This is a genomic window from Komagataeibacter rhaeticus (assembly GCF_003207855.1).
Classification (GTDB): Bacteria; Pseudomonadota; Alphaproteobacteria; order Acetobacterales; family Acetobacteraceae; genus Komagataeibacter; species Komagataeibacter rhaeticus.
The window spans coordinates 301,958-326,414 of sequence record NZ_NKTZ01000002.1 but is presented as its reverse complement, the minus strand read 5'-3'; the positions used below and the strand labels follow the sequence as shown (position 1 = coordinate 326,414).

Sequence of the window (24,457 nt, the reverse complement as noted above, 5' to 3'; positions counted from 1 at the left end):
GGGCATGAAGCGGAACATCGCGCGCTGCCTGCTGGCGGTGGCGGGGCTTGTGGCCCCGATCCTGCCCGCCAGTGGCGCGCGGGCGCAGGATGATGTGGTGGCGCGGGGCGAATATGTGGCCATCGCATCCGATTGCGGTGCCTGCCATACCGTGCCCGGCGGCGCGCCCTTCGCGGGCGGGCTTGCGTTCCACCTGCCCACGGGCACGCTGTACGCGCCCAACATCACGCCCGACCCGAAGGCGGGCATCGGGCAGTATTCCGAGGCCGAATTCGCCCGTGCCCTGCAAAAGGGCATCCGCCGTGACGGGAGCAGCCTGTACCCGGCCATGCCCTATCCCTCCTATGCGCGCATGACGGATGAGGACATGCATGCGCTGTATGTCTACTTCATGCGCGGCGTCAAACCCGTGGCCACCCCGATCGTGCAGGATGGCATGACCTGGCCGCTGTCCATGCGCTGGCCGCTGACCATCTGGCGCTGGCTGTTCGCGCCCGACCCGCAGGCGCTGCGGCAGGCCATGGCCGCGCGCCAGTTCCCTGATCCGCTGGTGGCCCGTGGCAGCTATCTGGTCGAGGGGCCGGGCCATTGCGGGGCCTGCCATACGCCACGCGCCATCACCATGCAGGAAAAGGCCCTGACGGCACAGGACGGCCCGCTTTACCTGTCCGGTGGCGATGCGGTTGATGGCTGGCGTCCCGTCAGCCTGCGTGGCGAGGACCGTACGGGGCTGGGCCGGTGGAGCGAGCAGGACATCACGCGCTTCCTTGCCACCGGGCGCATGCCGCTGGGGGCGGCGTTTGGCGGCATGACCGATGCCATTGGCCATGGCACCCAGCACATGAGTGATGAGGACCGTCTGGCCATTGCCCGCTATCTCAAGACCCTTTCCCCCACCGCCCATACCGTGGCGGGTGGCTGGACCTATGACCCCGCCGCCAGTCAGGCGCTGCACGCAGGCGATGTCTCGGCCCGGGGCGCGCGGCTGTATGTGGACAGCTGTGCCGCCTGCCACCGCACCGACGGGCACGGCTATCCCACCACCTTCCCGCCGCTGGCGGGCAACCCGGTGGTGATGGACCCGGTCCCCGATTCCCTTATCCGCATCGTGCTGGAGGGCAATACCCTGCGCGCCACCCGGCAGGCGCCGTCCGCCTTTGTCATGCCCGGATTCGCCGCCCGCATGGATGACGGGGCGGTGGCCGATACGGTGACCTTCATCCGGGCGGCATGGGGCAATGGCGCGCCCGGGGTTACCGCCGCCGATGTGGGCCGGGTCCGCCGCACCCTCTCGCCCGCGCATCCACCGGCTTCCCTTCCCATGAACTGATTGTGAACAGCCCTGTGGCCCGCCTCCGGTTGTCCCGCACGCCGGGGCCTGCATGAATGGGGCGGCAGCATGGGGGAAATGATGAAGAAGTCCAGGCACAGACGGACCCGCCTGCGTGTCATCATGCCCCTGCTGGTGGGCATGGGGGGCATGGCGCATGCGGCTCCGCCCGCATCGGAGGCGACCAATCGCGATCACGGCATCGCCTCATCCGGCCCGTTCGAGGTCGTGGCCCGGTTCGAGGGGCCGGGGCCATCGGGCATCGCCGTCACCCATGGGCGGGTGTTCGTGGGGTTTCCGCGCCATGCGGTCAACCACAGGGGGGCAACGCTGGCGGAACTGAAGGATGGCAGGCTGTATCCCTATCCCGATGCGGCGCACAGCATGCCCTCCGACCGTCCGGCCGCGGAGCGGCTCATGTCCATCCACGGCATGACAACCGATACGCAGGGCCGCCTGTGGGCCATTGATGACGGCAAGCTGGCGGGCCAGCCACTGGTGCCGGGGGCGGCCAAGGTCATCGGTATCGACCCGGCGACCAACCGGATCTTCGCCAGCATCATCCTGCATGCGCCCGCCCTGCTGCCCGACAGCCACATGAACGACCTGCGCGTGGACCTGACCCATGGGGCGCAGGGCACGGTCTATGTAACCGATTCCTCGTTCGGCATGTCGCCCGCCCTTGTGGTGGTGGATATCGCGACCGGCCGCCAGCGCCGCGTGCTGGCCGACCATCCCTCCATCAAGGCCGAGCGCGGCTTCATGGCGGTGGTGGAGGGGCGGCCGCTGGTATTCGATCCGCCACGGCACCCGCCCGCCTTTGTCTGGGGCGGGGTGGATGGCATCACGCTTTCACCCGACGGGGAGACGCTGTACTACAGCCAGCTGACCGGCAGGCGGCTGTACGGCATTCCCACCCGCCTGCTGTCCGATTTTTCGAAGGATGATGCCCGGCTTGCCGCCGGTATCCGTGACCTGGGGGAAAAGGGGGTGGCCGACGGGCTGGCCAGTGATGCGCAGGGGCGCATCTACACCACCAATTTCGAGCATGACGCCATCTTCCGCCGCAATGCCGATGGCTCGTTCGAGACCATGGTGCATGACCCGCGCGTGCTTTCACCCGATGGCATATTTGTCGATGGCAACATGGTGTACTGCACGCTCGGGCAATGGAACCGCCTGGGCGGCCTGAACGGGGGGCATGACCTGCGGGTGCCGCCCTATTACCTGATCCGCTTCCCCACCGCTCCGGTCCCCGCCGTGGATGCCACCAGACCGGCCCCCGGCTAGTTGCCCCTTTCCCCCGGAGCGGAATTGCGGCAACATTTTTCCCATGAATATTATGTCACGCCTGATTCTGCCGCTGATGCGGCGCCTGGACCCCGAGACCGCGCACCGCATCGGCCTTGATGCGCTCATGCTTGGTCTGGGCGGGGTGTCGGACCCCGGCAATGATGATCCGGCCCTGTCGGTGCGGGCCATGGGGCTGCGTTTTCCCAACCCCATCGGCATCGCGGCGGGGTTTGACAAGAATGCGCAGGCTGTCCGTCCGCTGGCGCGCTCGGGCTTCGGCTTTGTGGAAGCCGGGACCGTCACCCCCCGTCCACAGCCCGGCAACCCGCGGCCCCGCCTGTTCCGCCTGACGGAAGACCGCGCCATCATCAACCGCATGGGCTTCAACAACCAGGGCATCGACCGCTTTGCCGTACGCATGGCGCGGCTGCACCGTGTGTCCTCCCCACGGCGTGCGTCCATGGGGGGGCGGGTGCCGGTAGGGGCCAATCTGGGCATCAACAAGACCGGCGCCGACCCCGAGCGCGATTACCCGATGCTGGTCGGGCGCGTGAAGCATTATGCCGATTACATCGTCATCAACCTCTCATCGCCCAATACGCCGGGCCTGCGCGACCTGCTGGAGGCCACGCGGCTGAAGGGTATCCTGGATGCGATCAATGCCGCCCACCCCGAGCGGCCGCCGCTTCTGGTCAAGCTCTCGCCCGATATCGCGCATGATGACGTGCCCGCCGTGGTCGAGGCCGCCATTGCCGGGGGCGTGCAGGGGCTGATCGTGTCCAACACCACCCTTTCGCGCCCTGCCGGACTGCTCAGCCCCCATGCGGACGAGACGGGGGGCCTGTCCGGCCGACCGCTGCGTGCGCTGGCGCAGGACATGCTGGCGCGTGTGGCGAAGGTGGCGGATGGCCGCGTGGCGCTGGTGGCCTGTGGCGGGATCGAGACCGGGGCCGATATCGTGGACCGCGTACGGGCGGGTGCGGATCTGGTGCAGGTCTATACCGCCTATGTGTATGAAGGTCCGGCCATCCTCAGGCGCCTCAAGGCCGAGACCCGTCGTGCCCTGCGCGCGCATGGGTTCGAGACACTGGCCGACGCCAGGGGCACGGCACGCGCATGAAGTGGCATGATGGGCTGGCCGGGCTGAGCGGCGATTACGACGGCTATATCCTTGACCTGTGGGGGGTCGTGCATAATGGCGTGGCCCCCTATCCGGGCGTACTGGAATGCCTGCAACGCCTGCGCGAAGCCGGCAAGCGCGTGGTGCTGCTGTCCAACGCGCCCCGGCGTACGGCAACGGTGGAACCGGGCCTGCGCCGCATGGGTGTCAGCGCGGAACTGTATGACGGCATCATGACCAGTGGCGAATGCACGCATCGCATGCTGGCGGCCCGAACCGACCCGTGGTTTGCACGGCTGGGTCGCCGGATGGTCCATCTTGGCCCGGACAAGGATGTGGATGTCTATGCCGGGCTGGACCTGGATGTCGTATCCGATCCCGCACAGGCGGATTTCGTGCTCAATACCGGCCCGGATGCCGAACTGGGCGAGGAGGAGATCGGTCCCTACCTGCCCATGCTGGAGCAGTGTGCGTCCCGCCGCCTGCCCATGATCTGCGCCAATCCTGACCAGCAGGTCATCCGTGGCACCCAGCGGCTGATCTGTGCCGGGGCCATGGCAAGCTGGTATGAATCCCGGGACTGCACGGTGCGCTGGATTGGCAAGCCGTATCCGGAGGTTTACGGACTGGCCCTGTCCCTGCTGGATGTGCCACCGGCACGGGTGCTGGCGCTGGGTGACGCGCTGGCCACCGACATGCGTGGCGCGGCAACCGCCGGTATTGCCGGGTGCTGGGTCCTGGGGGGTATCCATCAGGAAATGCTGGGTGGAAGCTGGGCTGAGGGACGTAACCCTGATTATGCTCTTGCATGCGCGGAAGTCTCGGCCGCCGGACTGGACCCGGTTGCCTGCGTACCCTCGCTGCGCTGGTAGGGATCTGATAAAGTACAGGAGTTTCCGGGTATTGCCTTTTTTTCAGTAAAGGCAGCATTCCCCTGAAGCGTCTTGAAAACCGCTTTGCCCGAAACGTCCCTGTCACGTGCCAGCCCCTTATACGGGCGTTTCAGACTGCCCGCATGGGCGGCGTATCCCGTCAGGCATGACCGGCTTCCCCGCTGAACCATGCGGGGTCAATGCGCACGCTGGCCAGGGCCTGCCGCCATTTGGTGTTGTGGTCGGGGCCGAATACGATGGATTCGGTGGCTGGGGCCGTAATCCATGCATTGTGGTGCAGCATTTCCTCCTCAAGCTGGCCAGCCTCCCAGCTTGCGTGGCCCATGGCCAGCAGGGCATTGGCGGGGCCGTTGCCATCGGCAATGTCGCGCAGCACGTCCAGGCTTGCAGTCAGCGTGGTGGCGCGGTCCACCGGCAGGCTGCCATCGCCGCTCCAGTCCGATGTATGCAGCACGAAGCCGCGCCCGTTATCCATCGGGCCGCCCGCGCACAGGTTTATGCGCCGGCGGGGCGGCACGGGGGCAATGCCAAGCTGTTCAAGCACGTCGTCCAGCACGGGCTGCGACAGACGGCGGTTGATGACCAGACCCATCGCCCCGTCCTCGGGGGTATGGGCGCACAGATAGATGACACTGCGCGCAAAGGCGGGGTCGGTCAGGGCGGGTGTGGCCACCAGCAGGTGACCGGTCAGGCTGCAGCCTGGAGTTGTCGTGAATGAAGCCATGCCCCACCATAGAACCGGAACCGGCCCCATTTGCAACCATTTCAGGCACGATGCCCTGAAAGCCCGTGCCCCATGACGGATGCACGCCAATATGCAAGGCTGTCCCGATACGCAAAGCAGGAGAAGCATGATGAAGCAGATCGTACTGGTAACCGGTGCCACCGCCGGGTTTGGCAAGGCGATTGCCGAACGCCTGGTCCATGATGGCTACCGGGTGATCGCAACCGGACGCAGGCAGGAACGGCTTGACGATCTGGCGGCCCGGCTTGGCCCCGACCTGCTGCCCTTCCGGCTGGACATGGATGATGCCGCTGGCATTGCAGCCCTGCCCGCAAGCCTGCCCGAAGACTGGCGTGATGTGGATGTCCTGATCAACAACGCGGGTCTGGCGCTGGGCATGGAAAAGGCACAGGCGGCCGACATTGCCAACTGGCAGACCATGATCTCCACCAACGTGACCGGCATGGTGGAACTGACCCGCGTGCTGCTGCCGGGCATGGTGGCGCGTGACCGGGGCCATGTCATTACGCTGGGCAGTACGGCGGCGATCTACCCCTATACGGGTGGCAATGTGTACGGGGCGACCAAGGCCTTTGTCCGCCAGTTCACCCGCAACCTGCGCTGTGACCTGCTGGGGTGCAACGTGCGTGTCACCAACCTTGAGCCCGGCCTGTGCGGGGGGAGTGAGTTCAGCAATGTGCGCCTGCGTGACGATGCAAAGGCCGCCGCCGTATATGAAGGCACAAAGCCCCTGCTGCCCGCCGATATTGCCGAGACGGTGGCCTGGGTGCTTTCGCTGCCCCGCCATGTCAACATCAACGAGATCGAACTCATGCCCACCTGTCAGGCCGCCGGTGGCCTGGCGGTCGCACGCGGCATGAAGGACTGAGCATGTCCGGAAAAAACGGTTCGAATAAGCTGGCCCGCCGTTTCAGCGTTCATAACGGCCATGATTTCTCCCTTGCGGCCTGCCCGACCCGGGCGGCCGAAGCCTGCGGTCTGGACAAGAAAACCGGCAAGCGGCTGCTCAAGGAGCGTATCCGCTACCTGTCGCGCCTGCAGGCGCTGCTTTATGCCAATGGCACATGGTCGGTGCTGGTCGTGCTGCAGGCGCTTGACGCGGGCGGCAAGGATGGCGTGATCAAGCATGTCATGTCCGGCATCAACCCGCAGGGGGTCAGTGTTACGTCATTCAAGCAGCCCGGCCCGGTGGAACTGTCGCACGGCTATCTGTGGCGCGAGCATCTGGCGGCGCCGGCAGCCGGGCGGATCGGCATCTTCAACCGCAGTCATTACGAGGAAGTGCTGGTCACCCGCGTGCATCCCGAACTGCTGGAGCATGAATGCCTGCCGCCCACCCTGCGCCACAAGCCGACCTTCTGGGAAGACCGTTACCACGACATCAACCATTTCGAACGCTATCTGGCCCGGCAGGGCACGGTGGTGCTCAAGTTCTTCCTGCACCTATCCAGGGAAGAACAGCGCAAACGGTTCCTGCGCCGGATCGAGCATCGCACCAAGAACTGGAAGTTCTCTCCCGCCGATATCCATGAACGCCAGTACTGGGATGATTACCAGCACGCCTATGAAGAGGCGATCCGCCGCACCGCGCATCCTGACGCACCATGGTTTGTCGTGCCGGCCGACCAGAAATGGTTCGAACGGCTGGTGGTGATCGAGGCGATCATTGACGCGCTGGAAAAGCTGCACCTGAAAATGCCGGCATCCGATCCCGCCATGGAGCAGGAAATGGAAAAGGCCCGCAGGCAGCTTGAAGCCGAGGCCCCGAAGGCAGGCAGCCGCGCCGTTCATTGACGGACCTGCCCACACGCCGCAAAAGATTGTGATCTTGTGTTAAGGGAAAACAATGATGGCAGCGACACGGTGGCCGCTACGCGGCGTGATGGGACTTGCGGCAATTCTGGCGGTGCAGGGCGCGTTCGCTCCCGCCGCCCAGGCCCGCCACCACCGGCACAGGCATGAAACGCGGGAGGAAAGCACGCAGAACAGCGGGGAAGGGCAGGAAAAGGCCCGGCCCATAGCCAGTCCCGTGCCCGAATCCTGCGACAATACCAAATTCCTGGCTGACCTGCGGGCAGAGGAAAGCGCGCAGGCCCCTCACCCCGACCGGGTGGAACATGTCTGTGGCCGGGTGATCACGGTTTCAGCCGCCAAGCGCACCCGCAGCGGACTGCATGGTTACTTCTATGTTGACGTGGGGGAAGGGGTGTCCATCCGCATCGTGTCCGATCTGGACCGCATGACCGCGCCATCCTGGCCATGGGTGGCCAAGGGCGACCAGACTGATGTGCTGGGCCGCTATTACTACGACAACCCGCAGAGCCAGGGCATTGACTGGACCCACCATGGCACCGGTAAAAGCTGGCCGGTCGAAGGCTATGTGGTGGTTAACGGCACCCGTTATCAGTAAAAAGCAGGGTAAAAGTTTCTGGGTGCCACCTTTTTTCAAAAAGGTGGCGTTCTCTGAAGCGTTTTGAAAACAGCTTCACCAAAAACTCTCCTGATTTACAGGCATTCAGCCACGCGGGGCCAGCAGGATGATGGCCGCCCCCGCAAGGCAGATGGCGGCCCCGCCCAGATCCCACCGGTCGGGCGGCAGCCCCTCCACCAGCCATGACCAGATCAGGCTGGCCGCGATATAGACCCCGCCATAAATGGCATAGGCCCGGCCCGCGTTATCGGCCGGGCTGAAGGTCAGCAGCCACGCGAACAGCACCAGCGAAAGGCACCCCGGCAGCAGCACAAGCGCCGAACGGCCAAGGCGCATCCATGCCCAGAAACAGAAACAGCCAGCGATTTCGGCAAAGGCGGCGGGAATATAGATCAGTGCGGTCAGCATGGGGTCTTTCGGACGGTAGACATAAAAACAGGGACCATTTCTGATCCCTGTTCCTATTACGGTAAAGAATGAAAAAGGAGCGGGTTAGTCCGCGGCTTCCTCTTCACGGGTGCTGTCGCCCTCATCCCCTTCGGCGGAGGCGTTTTCCGCCTGGGAAATGTATTCAAAGTCCAGCTTGCCATCCTTGAGCGAGATCTTGGCCACCCCTCCCTTGGTCAGCTTGCCGAACAGCAGTTCTTCGGCCAGCGGCTTCTTGATGTTTTCCTGAATGACACGGCCCAGCGGGCGCGCGCCATACAGGCGGTCATATCCCCGTTCCGCCAGCCATTCACGCGCGGCGGACGAGATCTCGATCATCACGTTGCGATCCGCCAGCTGGGCTTCAAGCTGGAAGATGAACTTCTCCACCACCCGGTCCACCACATGCGGCGACAGGTTGGCAAAGGGAATGATCGCGTCCAGCCGGTTGCGGAATTCCGGCGTGAACAGGCGCTTGATCGCATCCTCGTCCTCGCCTTCGCGGGACGTGCGGCCAAAGCCGATCGCCTCCTTGCTCAGATCGGCGGCGCCCGCGTTGGTGGTCATGATCAGGACCACGTTGCGGAAATCGACCGTCTTGCCATTATGGTCGGTCAGCCTTCCGTGGTCCATCACCTGCAGCAGCACGTTGTACAGGTCCTGGTGCGCCTTCTCGATTTCATCCAGCAGCAGGACCGCATGCGGGTGTTGGTCGATGGCATCGGTCAGCAGGCCGCCCTGGTCAAAGCCGACATAGCCCGGCGGCGCGCCGATCAGCCGCGAGATCGAATGCCGCTCCATGTATTCCGACATGTCGAAGCGGATCAGCTCGATCCCCAGCGTGCTGGCAAGCTGCTTGGCCACTTCCGTCTTGCCCACACCCGTCGGGCCGGAGAACAGATAGTTGCCAATCGGCTTTTCCGGGTCACGAAGCCCCGCGCGTGACAGCTTGATCGCGGCCGTAAGGGCCTCGATCGCCTTGTCCTGCCCATAGACCATGCCCTTGAGGTCACGCTCGAGCGAACGCAGCGTTTCCTTGTCATCGGACGACACGCTCTTGGGCGGAATGCGCGCGATCTTGGCGACGATATCCTCCACATCCTTCAGCGTGACCGTCTTGCGGCGGCGGTTTTCGGGCACCAGCATGCGCGAGGCCCCAACCTCGTCAATCACGTCGATGGCCTTGTCGGGCAGCTTGCGGTCATGGATGTACTTGGCGGACAGTTCCACCGCGCCACGGATCGCGTCATCGGTGTAGCGCACCTTGTGGTGCTTTTCGTAATTGACCTTCAGCCCGCGCAGGATCTTGACCGCGTCATCGACCGACGGCTCCGCCACGTCGATTTTCTGGAACCGGCGCACAAGTGCCCGGTCCTTCTCGAAGTGCTGGCGGTATTCCTTGTACGTGGTCGAACCCATGCAGCGCAGTGTGCCGGCAGCCAGGGCGGGCTTGAGCAGGTTGGATGCATCCATCGCCCCGCCAGATGTCGCACCCGCGCCGATCACCGTATGGATTTCATCAATGAACAGGATGGAGCCGGGGTTGTTGTCCAGTTCGGTCACAACCGCCTTCAGCCGTTCCTCGAAATCACCACGGTAGCGGGTGCCCGCCAGCAGCGCGCCCATGTCCAGCGAATAGATCGTGGAATTGAGCAGGACTTCCGGCACGTCCCCCTCGACAATGCGCTTGGCCAGACCCTCGGCAATGGCGGTCTTGCCCACGCCGGGGTCGCCCACATAAAGCGGGTTGTTCTTGGTGCGGCGGCACAGGATCTGGATCGTGCGCTCGATTTCGGAGTCGCGGCCGATCAGCGGGTCAACCTTTCCGGCCTGCGCCTTTTCATTAAGGTTGGTGCAGTAGGTGGACAGCGCGTCCTGGTTCTTCTGCCCGGCCTTGCCGCGTTCCTCGCTCTCGCCGCCTTCGGGCGGGCTGCCCGCCACCGGGCGGCGTGTCGAGCGGTCCGGCGCCTTGGCAATGCCGTGGGAGATGAAGTTCACCGCGTCCAGCCGCGTCATGTCCTGCAGCTGCAGGAAATACACCGCATGGCTCTCGCGCTCGGCAAACAGGGCCACGAGCACGTTGGCCCCCGTCACCTCGTCCCGCCCGGTGGACTGGACATGGATGGCGGCGCGCTGGATCACGCGCTGGAAGGCGGCCGTGGGCTTGGGGTCAACCGTGCGGTCGACAGCCAGACCGGCAAGGCCCTTGTCCAGGAAGTCGGTCAGGTCGGTGCGCAGCTTGTTCAGGTCGACCCCGCAGGCGCGGAATACCGTCACGGCATCCGGGTCATCGATCAGGGCGAGCAGGAGGTGTTCAAGCGTTGCGTATTCGTGCCGGCGGTCCCCCGCCAGTGTCAGCGCACGGTGAAGCGTCTGTTCAAGATTACGTGACAACATGCCGAGACGCTCCTTTTCCAGATGGGACCAGCATGGCCCCGGAGATCATAACCGGTAAGTCAGGACAATCCTTGCCCCGTTGCGGGTGAAATGCCAGCACAAAATGCCATGGCATGCGATCGGATCGCGGCGGGGGCCGTGTGATGTGCTTGCCCGTTGGGTCAGTCCTTCTCGATGGTGCATTGCAGCGGGTGCTGGTTCTGGCGGGCCAGATCCATCACCTGTGTTACCTTGGTTTCCGCGACCTCATACGTAAAGACTCCGCACACACCCACCCCGCGCTTGTGGACGTGGAGCATGATGTCCGTCGCTTCCTCGCGGTTTTTCTGGAAAAAACGTTCCAGCACATGCACCACGAATTCCATGGGCGTGTAGTCGTCATTAAGCATCAGCACCTTGTACATCGCCGGCTTGCGGGTCTGCGGGCGGGTGTGGATGACCACGTCGATCATGCCATCATCATTGCCGGGCGGGCTGTCCTGTCCCCCCCCGTTGCGGCGTGGCGGCGTGTTGCCGCCATGGCCGAGCGGGCGCGCGGCGGCCCCTGCGGGCCGTGACGCGGGATGGGACGGGAAGGGACGGGCATGAGCAGACATGACAGGTACCATATTGGAACTCCACCATCTGTTGAAAGGGGTACGGGGGCATGGACACAAGGATTTTTTTGCGTCCGGTACCGTGCTGTCCATCCTTCCGCCATGACCGGGGGTGGAAATACGCTCTGGACGAACAGAAAACCTTTCTTTTAGAATGGTTGCAGACCCGCAACCCGTAAATGGATGGAGGGGCGTGCGCGAACACCGCATGTCCGCAAGCCATATGACTGTCATTGCATCCGCAGGTTTCCCGATCATATGAGCCGCCTTCCCCTCCGCACCTTCTCCCGCCTCAGGGTCACGGCCACCGTGGGCCTGTGCATCGGCCTTGGCGGCATGCATGCCGCGCGCGCCCAGTATGCGGGACAGGTCAGTTCCATCGTGGTGGATGCCCGCACGGGTGCCGTACTGTCCCAGCAGGACCCGGACCTGCGGCGCTATCCCGCCAGCCTTACCAAACTCATGACGCTCTACCTGACTTTCAAGGCCGTGCGCACGGGGCAGGTCACGCTGGAACAGCAGATGCCGGTATCCGTGCATGCCGCCTCGATGGAGCCATCGAAGCTGGGCCTGCGGCCCGGCAGTTCCCTTACGGTCGAACAGGCGGTCCTGGCCCTTGTCACCAAGTCTGCCAATGATGCGGCCTGCGCGCTGGGTGAATTCCTGGGTGGCGGGGACGAGACCCGCTTTGCCGCGATGATGACGCGCGAGGCCGGCAGGCTGGGCATGTACGACACCGTGTTCCGCAACGCATCCGGCCTGCCGAATCCGGAGCAGATGACATCGGCGCGCGACCTGGCCGTCCTGGCACGGCACCTGATCGTCGATTACGGCGAATATTACCATTATTTCGCGGTGCCCGGATTCTATTTCCACGGCCATGCCGTGCCCAATCACGACCCCATGCTGGGGGCCTATCCCGGTGCCGACGGCCTCAAGACCGGTTATACGGATGAGGCGGGACATAATCTTGTCACCTCCGCCGTGCGCGACAACGTGCGCCTGATCGGGGTGGTGATGGGGGCGAAATCCAACAGCCGCCGCAACACCACCATGGCCGAACTGCTGGATGCCAGTTTCCAGACCGAAGGCGTGGCCCCCGCCGGCCTGCACCCGCTGGTGCTGGCGCGCGCCCAGGCGGCGCATGCGGCATGGGGCCGGCGGGGCGGTACGGGGGGCGTGGCCCTGGCCGCTGCCCGGCGCCCGGTGGAAGTGGCCGAGGCCCCGGCCATTCCGGCATCCTACATCCATATCCGGCGCGGGCATGGCACGGTCGTGCACATCCACCCGGCCCCGGTCCGGGCGCATGTGCATCTGGTCAGCATGGGACATGTCGCGCACACCACCCATGTGCATGCCAAAGCCCGAAGCTGACAGCGCGCGACTGGCGCGGTATAGGAACAGCATCATCCATCCGGCGCGCCCGGCCTGAGGGCGGGCGTGCTCCTGTTGTCCTTTCATGACTGCGGGCGGGTGGTCATGTGTCGAGCACAGGAAAGGATCACGCCATGGAAGGCGATATGCGGGGCGGTGGAATCCAGCTCCATTCCCCCGAGGATTTTGCCGGCATGCGCGCGGCAGGCCAGCTTGCCGCCCGTACGCTGGACATGATCACCCCGCATGTGCGTGAAGGGGTGAGCACGGGCGAACTGGACCGGCTGATCCATGATTTCATGATCGCCAACGGCTCGGTTCCGGCTACGCTGGGCTACCGGGGCTACCCGGCATCAAGCTGCATCTCGATCAACCATGTCGTCTGCCATGGCATCCCCGGTGAGCGCACGCTGAAGGATGGCGACATCCTCAACATCGACGTGACCGTCATCCTTGACGGCTGGTACGGTGATACCAGCCGCATGTACACGGTTGGCAGGATTCCCATAAAGGCCCAGAAGCTGATCGAGGCGACCTACGAGTCGCTCATGCTGTCCATCGACGCGGTGCGTCCCGGCGCCACGCTGGGTGATATCGGCCATATCATCCAGACCTATGCCGAAGCGCGCCGCTTTTCGGTGGTGGAGGATTTCTGCGGCCATGGAATCGGCCGTACCTTCCACGCGCCGCCCAACGTGCTGCACTATGGCCGTCCGGGTGAGGGGCTGGTCCTGCGACCCGGCATGTTCTTCACCATCGAGCCGATGCTCAATGCGGGGCGCCCGGATGTGAAGATCCTTGATGACGGCTGGACCGCCGTGACCCGTGACCGCTCCCTGTCCGCCCAGTTCGAGCACATGCTGGGCGTGACCGAGGACGGGTGCGAGGTCTTCACCCTTTCGCCCGCGGGCTATACCTGCCCGCCCTATCCGGCGGCATGAGCCCGCGCGCGTCTGTTGCAATGCTAAAGACAATCAGGAGCGGGGCCTTCATGCCTTTTCCCGGCAGCCTGCGGTATGGCGCGGTTCTTCTTGCCTGTATCGCCACCGGTGCGCCGCTGGTGGCCAGTGCCGCGGTGTCCGATCCGCTGGCGTTCGAGACAACGCATACGGGGCAGGCCGTGGGCCTGGCCCCCATGCCGGGCCGCAATGGCATGGTGGTGACGGCACAGGATATCGCGTCGCATGTGGGGGCGGATATCCTTGCGCGCGGCGGTAACGCGGTGGATGCGGCCGTGGCCGTGGGCTATGCGCTGGCCGTGGTGTACCCTGCTGCCGGCAATATTGGTGGCGGCGGCTTCATGACCCTGCGCATGCCCGACGGGCATGTTACGTTCCTTGATTTCCGTGAACATGCCCCGGCCGCCGCAACGCCTGACATGTACCGCGACGGGTCGGGCCACGTCATTGCCGGGGCGTCCACCACCGGATGGCGGGCCGTGGCCGTTCCCGGCACCGTGGCGGGGATGGAGGCGGTGCATGACCGCTGGGGCAAACTGTCCCGCGCGGATGTCATGGCGCCCGCGATTGCGCTGGCCCGTGATGGTTTTGTCCTCAAGCCCAGCGATGTTGACCTGCTGCATACCGCCACCGCCGCCTTTGCCAAAGATCCGTATGCCAGCAAGATTTTCCTGCATGCCGATGGCACGCCCCTTGCGGCGGGCGAGAGGCTGGTGCAGCCGGATCTGGCACGCACGCTGGAGCGGATTGCCCGTGATGGGGCGCGCGCCTTCTACGAAGGCCCGGTTGCCAGGGAAATCGTGAAAAGCAGCAGGAAGGGGGGCGGCATCCTGTCACGCCAGGATTTTGCCAGCTACCACACGCGCATGATGGCGCCGCTGTCATGTGAGTACCGGGGCTACCATATCGATACCGCGCCGCCCCCCAGCGGCGGCGGTGTGGCGTTGTGCGAGATGCTGAACATCCTGTCGGGCTACGACATGCATGCCCTTGGCCTGCATACGGCCGCCAGCATCCAGCGTGAGGTCGAGGCCATGCGCCACGCCTATGCCGACCGGCAGGACCTGGGTGACCCGGCCTTCGTCACCAATCCCGTGGCCCACCTGACCGACCCGGCCTATGCGCTGCAGATCCGCCAGTCCCTGCCGCTCAACCATGCCGTCTCCTCCGCCAGCCTTCATCCCGGCGCGCCGGAAAGCGAGAAGGAGGAGACCACCCATTACTCCATAGCCGACCGTGACGGGATGGCCGTGGCCGTGACCTATACGCTCAATGGCTGGTTTGGCGCGGGGGTTGTGGCAGGGCGCACCGGCATTGTCATGAATGACGAGATGGATGACTTCTCCAGCCAGCCGGGTGTGCCCAACATGTTCGGCATCATCGGCAGTCAGGCCAATGCCATCGCGCCGGGCAAGACGCCACTTTCCTCCATGGCGCCGACCATTGTCTCGCGCGCGGGCCAGCCGGTCATGGTGCTGGGCAGCCCCGGTGGCTCGCGCATTCCCACCATCGTGCTGTCGGTACTGACGGGCATGGTGGATTACGGGCTGGACGTGCAGCAGGCGGTTGACCTGCCACGCATCCATGAACAGTGGCAGCCCGATGTGGTGCAGGTGGAAAGGGGCGCGCTGTCCCCCGCCGTTGTCAAGACCCTGACCCGTGAGGGCTACAAAATCGAGGAACACGCCCCCTGGGGTGTGGCCGAAAGCATCCTTGCCGGTGGGCCGCGCATCGGCCGGGTCGGGCAGGCACGCTATTATGGCGGGGCCGACATGCGCCACCAGTCCGGCGCCGCCGTGGGGGAATAAGGGCGGGGCTGCTATTTTTTTTCAACGCCCCTTGTGCATGGGGCGGGTGTATGTGTTAGAACGCGGCCGGGAGATCGGTTGTAGACGGATACCTTGCTAACCTGGTCAGGTCCGGAAGGAAGCAGCCGTAGTGAGTTTCGTCCGGGTTATGGCCGGTCTTCCACCCGAAAGTTCCTGTGCCGCCATTGCGCTGTATGCCCGATGGCCACTTCTCCAGCCCGGATGCATCAATGACCGTTCCATCGGATCAGGATCGTTCCGAGGAGGCCGGGCTGCCTGCGCCGCCCGCAGATGGCCCCGGCCTGTTTGGTGACGCACCGCAGCCATCCGCTGTACCGGCCGTCCCGGATGCGGCTGCCGCCGCTCCCTACCGCGTGCTGGCCCGCAAATACCGCCCCACCACATTCGATGACCTGATCGGACAGGAAACCACCGTCCGCATCCTGCGCAACGCCTTTGCACAGGGGCGCGTGGCGCATGCCTTCATGCTGACGGGCGTGCGCGGCGTGGGCAAGACCACCACGGCCCGCATCATCGCCCGCGCGCTCAACTGCACCGGGCCGGATGGCAGGGGCGGCCCCACGGCCGACCCGTGTGGCGTATGCCCCAACTGTGTGGCGATCCTGGCGGACCGGCACCCCGACGTGCTGGAAATCGACGCCGCGTCCCGCACGGGCGTGGATGACGTACGTGAAATCATCGAGGCGACCCGCTTCCGGCCCCTGCAGGGGCGCATGAAGGTCTTCATCATCGATGAGGTCCACATGCTTTCGCGCAACGCGTTCAACGCGCTGCTCAAGACGCTGGAGGAACCGCCGCCACAGGTCACCTTCATCTTTGCCACCACCGAACTGCGCAAGGTGCTGGTGACCGTGCTGTCACGCTGCCAGACCTTTGCCCTGCGCCGCGTGCCGCAGGTCGAGCTTGCCGCGCATTTCGACCGCGTGGCGCAGGCCGAGCATGTGCGGTTCAGCGCCGATGCGCTGGCCCTGATCGCGCGCGCGGCCGATGGCTCGGTGCGCGATGGCCTGTCGCTGCTGGATCAGGCCATTGCCCAGGGTACGCTGGATGGGGAAGGCGGGGCCGATGCCGCGCCCATCGGGGTGGATCTGGTGGCGGGCATGCTGGGGCTGGCGGACCGGGGGCTGGTATTTGACCTGCTGGACGCCGTGCTGGAAGGCCGGGCCGACCGGGCGCTGGAAATAACGGGTGATGTGTACATGCGTGGCGGCGACCTTGGCGTCATGCTGGGCGATGTGCTGGAACTTGTGCATACCGTCTCGCGCATCAAGGCCATTCCGGCCCTGCGCGACAATCCCGAAATGCCGGAAGCCGAGCGCCAGCGGGGTGCCGCGCTGGCCGAGCGGGTGCCGGTGCCGGTTCTGGGGCGCACATGGCAGATGCTGCTCAAGGGCGTGGAAGAAGTCGAGCGCGCGCCAGACCGCAGGCAGGCGGTGGACATGGTGCTGATCCGCCTGTGCTACGTGGCCGACCTGCCCCCGCCGGGGGACGTGGTGCGCAGGATGCTGGGGCAGGATGGACCGGCCACGCCGATACAGGCAGGTCCCGCTCCGGCCATGGCGGGTGGTCAGGGCACATCGTCCGCCCCTGCGGGCCAGCAGGCCGTTGCCGCCCCGGCGCCCGCGCAGGGGCCGCAGGGCGGGGGTGAAATCCGCATGGTGGCCAATGGCGGCATGCGGGTGGAAGGCACGCCCCGCCCCACGCCGCAGCCGGGCCGGGTGGAAGAGACGGCACCCGTCCCGCCACCGGTAACCCCGCCGCGCACATGGCGTGAGGCCGTGGCCTTCGTATCGGGCCGTGACGCCATGCTGCATGGCCATCTGCGGCATGCGACCCATCTTGTCTCCTTCGCGCCGCCGTTGATCGAGATCCGGGTGGAGCGCAACAGCCTGCCCGGGCTGGCCCGGCGGCTGGAAACCCTGCTGCGCGAGGGAACGGGGGACGGGTCATGGCAGGTCCGCCTGTCCGATGCACCGGGTGAGGCCACGCTGGCCGAACAGGGGGCGGAAATCATCCAGCTGCACCGCGCGGCGGCTGAGGCCCATCCGCTGGTACAGGCGGCGATGCAGGTCTTTCCCACGGCCAGGCTGGGGGAAGTGACCGACCACGCGCTTGATGATTACGGCCTGCCGCCCGAGGACATGGCAGACCTGAATTTGGTCCCGGATCTCGAATTCGCGCCCCTTGATGCCGATGTGGCAGGAGAGGACGATCTGGACACAGACGATTTTGTTTGAGGAGATACACGGAACATGAAAAATCTTGCCGGTCTTATGAAGCAGGCCACCCAGATGCAGGCGCGCATGGAAGAAATGCAGGCCAAGCTGGAAACCATGACCATCGAAGGCAGTGCTGGTGCCGGCATGGTGACCCTGACCATGAATGGCAAGGGGGACATGAAGTCGATCACCATCGACCCCAAGCTGGCTGACCCGGCTGAAATGGAAATGCTGCAGGACCTTATCCTGGCCGCCTGTGCCGATGCCCGCAAGAAGCTCGATGCCAGTGCCAGCGAGGAAATGAAGAAGGTGACCGGCGGCCTGAGCCTGCCCGGCGGCATGAAGTTCCCGTTCTGAGCACCTGCCGGAAGGAACCGCGATGAGCGGCCGGGGCGAGATTGACCGGCTGGTGACCCTGCTGGGCCGCCTGCCGGGGCTGGGGCCGCGTTCGGCCCGGCGCGCGGCCCTGGCGCTGCTGCGCCAGCCCCATGCCCGCATGCTGCCCCTGGCGCAGGCCATGGAACAGGCGGCACGCGCCGTGCGCACCTGTTCGCGCTGCGGCAATCTGGATACAACCGACCCGTGTGGCATCTGCACCGACCCGGCGCGCGATGACGGGCTGGTCTGCGTGGTGGAAAATGTGGGCGACCTGTGGGCGCTGGAACGCGCGGGCGTGCATCGTGGCGTGTATCAGGTGCTGGGCGGCACGCTGTCCGCCCTGTCGGGCGTGGGACCGGATGACCTGAATGTCCAGCCGCTTCTGGACCGTATTGCCGCAGGTGGCGTGCGCGAGGTGATCCTTGCGCTGGGAACGACGGTGGAAGGGGCCACCACCATGCACTGGCTGCATGAACGTCTGGCCCGCTTTGACGTGCAGGTCAGCCGGGTGGGGCAGGGCGTGCCCGTGGGCGGCGCGCTGGACGTGCTGGATGATGGCACGCTTGCCGCCGCCATCATGGCGCGACGGCCCGCATGAACACCCCCATGGCGTGGCCGGTGCCGCAGGATGTGCCGCGTGTGGCGCTGGTAACCGGCGGTGCCGCGCGCCTTGGCCGCGCCATTGCACTGGAACTGGCGCGCGCGGGGTTTGACGTGGCCCTGCACTGCAACCGCTCCGTACAGGCGGCAGGGGAGACCATGGCCGAAATCCGCGCGCTGGGTCGCGGGAGCTGCGTGCTCCAGGCCGATCTGGCCTGCGAGGCCTCCGTCCGCCCCCTGCTGGCCGACGCAACCCGCGCGCTGGGGCCGGTGGGTGTGCTGGTAAACAATGCCAGCCTGTTCCGGCGCGATGAATGGGACAGCGCCACGCGCGAAGGGTGGGATGCCCATATGGAACCCAATACCCGCGCGCCATTCGTGCTGATGCAGGAATTCGCCCGCCTGCTGCCCGCCCATGCTGCGGGCATGGTGCTGAACATGCTTGACGAGCGGGTCTGGTCGCTCACCCCGCATTTTGTCAGCTATACCGTCTCGAAGGCAGCGTTGTGGACACTGACCCAGACCATGGCGCTGGCGCTGGCGCCATGTAACATCCGGGTCAACGCCATTGGCCCCGGCCCGGTCCTGCCCACGCCGGCTCAGAGTGCGGGGCAGTTTGCCCGCCAGTGCGCGTCCGTGCCGCTGGGCCGCGCCGCCACCCCTGATGAAATTGCCCGTGCGGCGCTGTCGCTGCTGTGCCTGCCCTCCGTTACGGGGCAGATGCTGGCCCTTGACGGGGGCCAGCACATGCAGTGGTCACCCGCGCCCGCACGGGGCTGAACGCTACAACCGACCGGAACCGCCATGTCCCTGCTGCCACCATGGAACGACCCTGAACCGCTGCGCTGCCTGTTCGTGCGCAACATGGTGCTTGATGCCCATATCGGCGTATTCGCGCATGAGCAGGGGGTGACCCAGCGCATACGGGTCAATGTGGCCTTTGGCGTGGTGGATGGCACGACGCTGGACGTGGGGCCGGACGACCTGGGGCGTACGGTATCCTATGAACGGGTGGTGCTGCTGGTGCGCGAACTGGTGGCGCGGGGGCATGTCGCCCTGGTGGAGACGCTGGCCGAACGAATCGCGGCCGGCGTGCTGGCTGACAGGCGCGTGCGCGTGACACGGGTCAGCGTGGAAAAGCTTGACATCTTCGATGATGCCGAATCGGTCGGGGTCGAGATCGAACGCCGCAACCCCGCCGCATGAGGCATGCAGGCCCGGTGCCTGTGCGCCGGGCCTGCGGGTAATCAGTTGTCGTGGTCGTCCTTGTCGGTCTTTACGTCGATGTCGGCACTGCTGATGTCATCATCGTCATCATCATCCAGCCCCGCGTCATCGGGCAGGCCCGCATCGGCATCTTCATCCGCATCCGTGTCCAGGTCGACGTCCACGTCGTTGTCCAGCGCGTCATCACCGGTCTTGGGCTTGGATTCGGGGGGCACGTCCACCGGGCGGCGCACGCGGGGCAGTTCCACGGGCTGTTCAGCACCGCATTTTGGGCAGATCGCCGGATTCTTGTTCAGATCGTAGAAACGGGCGCTGCAGGAGACACAGACACGTTTGGTGCCGAGGTTGGACTGAGCCATCTTGAACCTGTCGATCCTGTTTTTGAATGATGAATGGAGCCACGGTATCCGGAAGTGGCAAAAGGCGCAGCCCCATGCCAGTTTGTGCGCCGCCTGTCAAACACGGCCGCATGCACCGGCAGGGGGATCATGCCGATCTGTGATTGACTTTGCCACCCGGAATACGGAATTGGATGCGTTATGAAAACCGATCATGCCCCTTCTTCCGTCCGCGCGCTGACGGTTACGGCCCCGCGTGCGCCCCTGTCCGGTTCGGTCCATGTGCCGGGTGACAAGTCGATCAGCCACCGTTCGCTGATGTTTTCCGCCCTTGCGCGCGGCACGACGCACATCACCGGCCTGCTGGAAGGCGAGGACGTGCTGCGTACCGCCGATGCCATGCGCGCGCTGGGCGCCAGCATAACCCGCAACGGGCCGGGCACATGGACGGTGCAGGGCTGCGGACTGGATGGTCTGGGTGAACCCGCCGATGTGCTGGACATGGGCAATTCGGGCACGGCGGCGCGCCTGCTGTCGGGCATTCTGGCCAGCCACGGCTTTACATCGGTCATGACGGGGGATGCCAGCCTGCGCGGCCGCCCGATGAAGCGCGTCATGGACCCGCTGGCCGCCACGGGGGCCACCTTCCTTGCGCGCAGGGGCGGTCGCCTGCCGCTGGCCATTGCGGGCAACGCCAATCCGCCGCCGCTGTCCTACCGGCTGCCGGTGGCCTCGGCGCAGGTCAAGTCCGCCGTACTGCTGGCCGGGCTGAACGCGGTGGGCGAGACCCGGGTGGAAGAACCCGTGGCCACCCGCGACCATACCGAAAACATGCTCCGTCACTTTGGCGCGAGCGTGCGGGTGGAGCCGATGGGGGCCGGCGGGCGCGTGATCACGCTGCAGGGGCGGCCGGATCTGGTGGCGTGTGACATCGTGGTGCCGGGGGACCCGTCCTCGGCGGCGTTCGTGCTGGTGGCGGCCCTGCTGGTGCCCGGCTCCAGGGTCAGCGTGCCGGGCGTGGGGCTGAACCCGCTGCGTACCGGCCTGTTCACATCCCTGCGTGAGATGGGGGCGGACCTCGTGATCAGCAACGAGCGCGTGGAGGGGGGCGAACCGGTGGGCGACATCACCGCCACGGCCGGCAGCCTGCATGGCGTGGACGTGCCCGCCACCCGCGCGCCGTCCATGATTGATGAATATCCCATCCTTGCGGTTGCGGCGGCACACGCCACCGGCCAGTCGCGCTTTCGCGGGCTGGAGGAACTGCGCGTGAAGGAAAGCGACCGCCTGGCCGCCACCGTCGCCCTGCTGGAAGCCAACGGCATCCGTGTCGAGGTGGTGGGCGATGACATGATCGTGCATGGCACCGGCGGCGCCATTCCCGGTGGCGGGCTGGTCCATACCCATATGGACCACCGGCTGGCCATGAGCGCCATCATCATGGGGCTTGCGGCGGCCCGGCCGGTCTCGGTGGACGATACGGCCTTCATCGACACCAGCTTCCCCGGCTTTGTCACCCTGATGAACAGCATCGGCGCGGGACTTGGGGCATGACGCGGCGGCTGGTCATCGCGGTTGACGGGCCTGCCGCCGCGGGCAAGGGCACGCTGGCGCGCAGGCTGGCACAGGCGCTGGACCTGCCCTATCTGGATACCGGGCTGCTGTACCGCGCCACGGGCAGGCGCATGATCGATGCGGGGCTGGACCCCGCCACGGCAGCGGCGGAGGAATTTGCTGCCTCGGTCGGGCTGGAAGATTTGAGCCGCACCGACCTGCGCGTGCCGGAAGTGGACCGGGCGGCAAGCCTGGTGGCCAGCCAGGCGGCCGTACGCCGCACGCTGGTGGATGTGCAGCGTCGCTTTGCGGGTGCGCATGGCGCCGTGCTGGATGGGCGCGACATTGGCACGGTCATCTTTCCCGACGCCACGGTCAAGCTGTTCATTACCGCATCCCCCTACACCCGCGCCGTGCGGCGGTGGGAGCAGATGGCGCCCAACCCCGACGTGCCGGACCGCGCGGAGCAGATCGCCCGCGTGGAGCGCGAAATCGCCGCCAGGGACGCGGCGGATTCCAGCCGCGCCGTCGCCCCCCTGCGGGCGGCCGAGGACGCCGTGCATATCGGCACCGACCATCTGAGTGCGGATGAAGTCCTGGCCGAAGCGCTGCGCATCGTTGCACGCATGACGCGCTGAAGCGCTTTTGTGCGGGAACCATGCGCCGTGACCATGGTTTTTATTGACATACGCCATCCATAGGGTGTCTGTGCTCAACGGTACATGCCCCATGCGCACGCGCGCGGGGCGTGGCGTCACATTATTGGCCGTCAGGCGTGCCGCGACCGTGTCGGGGCGTTTTCGCCGGGCAAGCCGTTCCCATGGCCGCATGCATGCGGGCAGGCGGGGGCGCAGGATTGTCCACATTCGCCCGCGTGGTGACATGTGGTTACAGGATTTACGAGTAGCTCATGGCTTCAGCCACAACACAGCCCGTCGCCGACCATAAGGGTGGCGAGGACTTTGCCGCCCTTCTTGAGGAAACCCTCGGTCGGGATTCCGCCTTTGACGGTTCCGTTGTCACGGGTCGCGTCGTCCGCCTGACGGATGAATTCGCGATCGTCGATGTCGGCCTGAAAAGCGAAGGGCGCGTCGCCCTTAAGGAATTCGGCCCGCCGGGTGTTACCCCCGATGTCAAGCCGGGTGATGTTATCGAACTGTTCGTCGAGCGGTACGAAGATCGTGACGGGTCCATTGTCCTGTCGCGTGAGAAGGCCCGCCGCGAGGAAGCCTGGTCGAACCTGGAAAAGGCGTTCGAAAGCAACCAGCGCGTCAACGGCACCATCTATGGCCGCGTCAAGGGGGGCTTCACGGTCGACCTCGGCGGTGCGATGGCCTTCCTGCCCGGCTCACAGGTCGATATCCGCCCCGTGCGCGATGTCACCCCGCTGATGGGCGTGCCCCAGCCCTTCCAGATCCTGAAGATGGACCGCGCGCGCGGCAACATCGTCGTCTCGCGTCGCGCCGTGCTGGAAGAAACCCGTGCGGAACAGCGCAGCGAACTGATCCAGGGCCTGAAGGAAGGCATGATCCTTGACGGCGTGGTCAAGAACATCACCGATTACGGTGCGTTCGTGGACCTGGGCGGCGTCGATGGCCTGCTGCATGTGACCGACATCGCATGGAAGCGCATCAACCACCCGTCCGAAGCGCTGCAGATCGGTCAGCCGGTCCGCGTGCAGGTCATCCGCTTCAACCCCGATACGCAGCGCATCTCGCTGGGCATGAAGCAGCTTGAGGCCGACCCGTGGGAGAACGTGGCGATCAAGTACCCGCCGGGTGCCCGCTACACCGGTCGCGTCACGAACATCACCGATTACGGTGCATTCGTGGAGCTGGAGCCGGGCGTCGAGGGTCTGGTGCACGTGTCCGAAATGTCCTGGACGAAGAAGAACGTCCATCCGGGCAAGATCGTCGCCACTTCGCAGGAAGTCGATGTGATGGTCCTGGATGTGGACAGCGCGAAGCGCCGCATCTCGCTGGGCCTGAAGCAGGTGCAGCGCAACCCGTGGGAGCAGTTCGCCGAGGAACACAAGGTTGGTTCCGTGGTGGAAGGCGAGATCCGCAACATCACCGAGTTCGGCCTGTTCATCGGTCTGTCCGCCGACATCGATGGCATGGTTCACATGTCCGACCTGTCGTGGGACGAGCCGGGCGAAGTCGCCATGAGCCATTACGAAAAGGGCCAGGTCGTGAAGGCCAAGGTTCTGGACGTGGACGTGGAGAAGGAGCGCATCTCGCTCGGTATCAAGCAGCTGCATGAAGATCCGGCCGCCGATACCCTGAGCAAGGTGCAGAAGGGTGCCGTCGTGACCTGCATCGTGACCGCCGTTCAGTCGAACGGCATCGAGGTGAAGGTTGACGATGTGCTGACCGGCTTCATCCGCCGTGCGGAACTGGCACGCGACAAGGCCGACCAGCGTCCGGAGCGTTTCGCCGTTGGTGAGCGCGTCGATGCGAAGGTTGTCTCGGTTGACCGCGCAGCCCGCAAGCTGGCCCTGACCATCCGTGGCCGTGAGGTCGAGGAAGACAAGCAGGCGATCTCCGACTACGGTTCGTCCGACAGCGGTGCGTCGCTGGGTGATATCCTGGGTGCCGCGATCCGTCGCCGTAACGCCGAGGGCTGATCCCGCGTCATGGCCCGGTCCGCCTGTGCGGGCCGGACCCTGCGTGAAAGGGGGCGGTGCAGGAATGCACCGCCCTTTTTTTATTGGATTGCGCAAGGTCTGGCACCGCCCCATGGACCATG

Annotated in this window: 23 protein-coding genes and 1 other RNA gene; 19 read left to right on the top strand and 5 right to left on the bottom strand. The window is 65.5% G+C overall.

What is annotated here, in order from left to right; all coding sequences use genetic code 11:
* Positions 1–4: 4 nt before the first annotated feature.
* The 4 genes from CFR78_RS03720 to CFR78_RS03705 all read left to right on the top strand — a co-directional run bounded on the left by CFR78_RS03720 (position 5) and on the right by CFR78_RS03705 (position 4,615).
* Positions 5–1,330 carry a cytochrome c gene (locus CFR78_RS03720; RefSeq protein WP_034933290.1) on the top strand — a complete coding sequence of 442 codons (1,326 nt, stop codon included), beginning with the start codon at positions 5–7 and terminating at the stop codon, positions 1,328–1,330.
* Positions 1,331–1,411: 81 nt separating this feature from the next.
* A complete protein-coding gene (locus CFR78_RS03715) occupies positions 1,412–2,620 on the top strand; it encodes an SMP-30/gluconolactonase/LRE family protein (protein ID WP_110580996.1) in 1,209 nt (402 codons plus the stop codon).
* 43 nt (positions 2,621–2,663) lie between these two features.
* Entirely contained in the window at positions 2,664–3,743 is a 1,080-nt protein-coding gene (locus tag CFR78_RS03710) for a quinone-dependent dihydroorotate dehydrogenase (protein WP_034933283.1), read from the top strand.
* Positions 3,740–4,615, top strand: coding sequence for a TIGR01459 family HAD-type hydrolase (locus tag CFR78_RS03705; RefSeq protein WP_034933281.1), 876 nt, complete (start codon positions 3,740–3,742; stop codon positions 4,613–4,615). Before CFR78_RS03710 ends, CFR78_RS03705 begins: the two co-directional genes overlap by 4 nt.
* A 160-nt stretch (positions 4,616–4,775) precedes the next feature.
* On the opposite strand, the gene CFR78_RS03700 is transcribed toward CFR78_RS03705, so the two are convergent.
* The gene (locus CFR78_RS03700; protein WP_034933428.1) at positions 4,776–5,360 is read right to left on the bottom strand and encodes a YqgE/AlgH family protein; all 585 of its coding nucleotides are present in this window, start codon (positions 5,358–5,360) and stop codon (positions 4,776–4,778) included.
* 130 nt (positions 5,361–5,490) lie between these two features.
* Here CFR78_RS03700 and CFR78_RS03695 point away from each other — a divergent pair, with 130 nt between their 5' ends.
* The 3 genes from CFR78_RS03695 to CFR78_RS03685 are packed head-to-tail and all read left to right on the top strand — an operon-like array spanning position 5,491 to position 7,791.
* A complete protein-coding gene (locus CFR78_RS03695; protein WP_034933425.1) occupies positions 5,491–6,249 on the top strand; it encodes an SDR family NAD(P)-dependent oxidoreductase in 759 nt (252 codons plus the stop codon).
* 2 nt (positions 6,250–6,251) lie between these two features.
* Positions 6,252–7,175 carry a polyphosphate kinase 2 family protein gene (locus tag CFR78_RS03690; RefSeq protein WP_181417482.1) on the top strand — a complete coding sequence of 308 codons (924 nt, stop codon included), beginning with the start codon at positions 6,252–6,254 and terminating at the stop codon, positions 7,173–7,175.
* Between the two features lie 55 nt (positions 7,176–7,230).
* A complete protein-coding gene (locus tag CFR78_RS03685) occupies positions 7,231–7,791 on the top strand; it encodes a DUF3465 domain-containing protein (RefSeq protein WP_172459752.1) in 561 nt (186 codons plus the stop codon).
* Between the two features lie 105 nt (positions 7,792–7,896).
* Here CFR78_RS03685 and CFR78_RS03680 read toward each other — a convergent pair whose 3' ends face one another.
* The 3 genes from CFR78_RS03680 to clpS all read right to left on the bottom strand — a co-directional run bounded on the left by CFR78_RS03680 (position 7,897) and on the right by clpS (position 11,231).
* On the bottom strand, positions 7,897–8,220 hold the full coding sequence (locus tag CFR78_RS03680) for a YnfA family protein (protein WP_034933271.1): 324 nt from the start codon (positions 8,218–8,220) through the stop codon (positions 7,897–7,899).
* Between the two features lie 84 nt (positions 8,221–8,304).
* The gene (gene clpA, locus CFR78_RS03675; protein ID WP_110580983.1) at positions 8,305–10,635 is read right to left on the bottom strand and encodes an ATP-dependent Clp protease ATP-binding subunit ClpA; all 2,331 of its coding nucleotides are present in this window, start codon (positions 10,633–10,635) and stop codon (positions 8,305–8,307) included.
* Between the two features lie 161 nt (positions 10,636–10,796).
* Complete coding sequence (clpS, locus tag CFR78_RS03670) at positions 10,797–11,231, bottom strand: ATP-dependent Clp protease adapter ClpS (protein ID WP_240471494.1); 435 nt, start codon at positions 11,229–11,231, stop codon at positions 10,797–10,799.
* A gap of 258 nt (positions 11,232–11,489) precedes the next feature.
* On the opposite strand from clpS, the gene CFR78_RS03665 reads away from it, so the two are divergent.
* The 9 genes from CFR78_RS03665 (at position 11,490) to folB (ending at position 19,796) form a co-directional block, all read left to right on the top strand.
* On the top strand, positions 11,490–12,605 hold the full coding sequence (locus CFR78_RS03665) for a D-alanyl-D-alanine carboxypeptidase family protein (RefSeq protein WP_034933264.1): 1,116 nt from the start codon (positions 11,490–11,492) through the stop codon (positions 12,603–12,605).
* 134 nt (positions 12,606–12,739) lie between these two features.
* Positions 12,740–13,546 (top strand): type I methionyl aminopeptidase, encoded by an 807-nt coding sequence (gene map, locus CFR78_RS03660; protein WP_007399560.1) that lies wholly within the window; start codon positions 12,740–12,742, stop codon positions 13,544–13,546.
* Between the two features lie 50 nt (positions 13,547–13,596).
* Positions 13,597–15,372, top strand: coding sequence for a gamma-glutamyltransferase (gene ggt / locus CFR78_RS03655; protein WP_034933263.1), 1,776 nt, complete (start codon positions 13,597–13,599; stop codon positions 15,370–15,372).
* Between the two features lie 69 nt (positions 15,373–15,441).
* Positions 15,442–15,536, top strand: an RNA gene (gene ffs / locus CFR78_RS03650) — signal recognition particle sRNA small type.
* A gap of 66 nt (positions 15,537–15,602) precedes the next feature.
* Positions 15,603–17,630, top strand: coding sequence for a DNA polymerase III subunit gamma/tau (locus tag CFR78_RS03645; RefSeq protein ID WP_110580995.1), 2,028 nt, complete (start codon positions 15,603–15,605; stop codon positions 17,628–17,630).
* Between the two features lie 15 nt (positions 17,631–17,645).
* On the top strand, positions 17,646–17,969 hold the full coding sequence (locus tag CFR78_RS03640) for a YbaB/EbfC family nucleoid-associated protein (RefSeq protein ID WP_007399563.1): 324 nt from the start codon (positions 17,646–17,648) through the stop codon (positions 17,967–17,969).
* A 22-nt stretch (positions 17,970–17,991) separates the two neighbouring features.
* Positions 17,992–18,588: a recombination mediator RecR gene (recR, locus tag CFR78_RS03635; RefSeq protein WP_007399564.1), complete on the top strand. Its 597-nt coding sequence runs from the start codon at positions 17,992–17,994 to the stop codon at positions 18,586–18,588.
* Positions 18,585–19,370, top strand: a complete 786-nt coding sequence (locus CFR78_RS03630; protein ID WP_034933260.1) for an SDR family oxidoreductase — start codon at positions 18,585–18,587, stop codon at positions 19,368–19,370. The genes recR and CFR78_RS03630 overlap by 4 nt, the downstream gene beginning before the upstream one ends.
* Before the next feature lie 24 nt (positions 19,371–19,394).
* Complete coding sequence (folB, locus tag CFR78_RS03625) at positions 19,395–19,796, top strand: dihydroneopterin aldolase (protein ID WP_007399566.1); 402 nt, start codon at positions 19,395–19,397, stop codon at positions 19,794–19,796.
* Between the two features lie 41 nt (positions 19,797–19,837).
* Here the strand turns inward: folB and CFR78_RS03620 are convergent, their stop codons facing one another.
* Positions 19,838–20,176: a TIGR02300 family protein gene (locus tag CFR78_RS03620; RefSeq protein ID WP_007399567.1), complete on the bottom strand. Its 339-nt coding sequence runs from the start codon at positions 20,174–20,176 to the stop codon at positions 19,838–19,840.
* 180 nt (positions 20,177–20,356) lie between these two features.
* On the opposite strand from CFR78_RS03620, the gene aroA reads away from it, so the two are divergent.
* The 3 genes from aroA (at position 20,357) to rpsA (ending at position 24,335) form a co-directional block, all read left to right on the top strand.
* Positions 20,357–21,709, top strand: a complete 1,353-nt coding sequence (gene aroA / locus CFR78_RS03615; RefSeq protein ID WP_034933258.1) for a 3-phosphoshikimate 1-carboxyvinyltransferase — start codon at positions 20,357–20,359, stop codon at positions 21,707–21,709.
* Entirely contained in the window at positions 21,706–22,347 is a 642-nt protein-coding gene (cmk, locus tag CFR78_RS03610) for a (d)CMP kinase (protein ID WP_007399570.1), read from the top strand. Before aroA ends, cmk begins: the two co-directional genes overlap by 4 nt.
* 272 nt (positions 22,348–22,619) lie before the next feature.
* Positions 22,620–24,335, top strand: coding sequence for a 30S ribosomal protein S1 (gene rpsA / locus CFR78_RS03605; protein WP_007399571.1), 1,716 nt, complete (start codon positions 22,620–22,622; stop codon positions 24,333–24,335).
* Positions 24,336–24,457 lie beyond the last annotated feature (122 nt).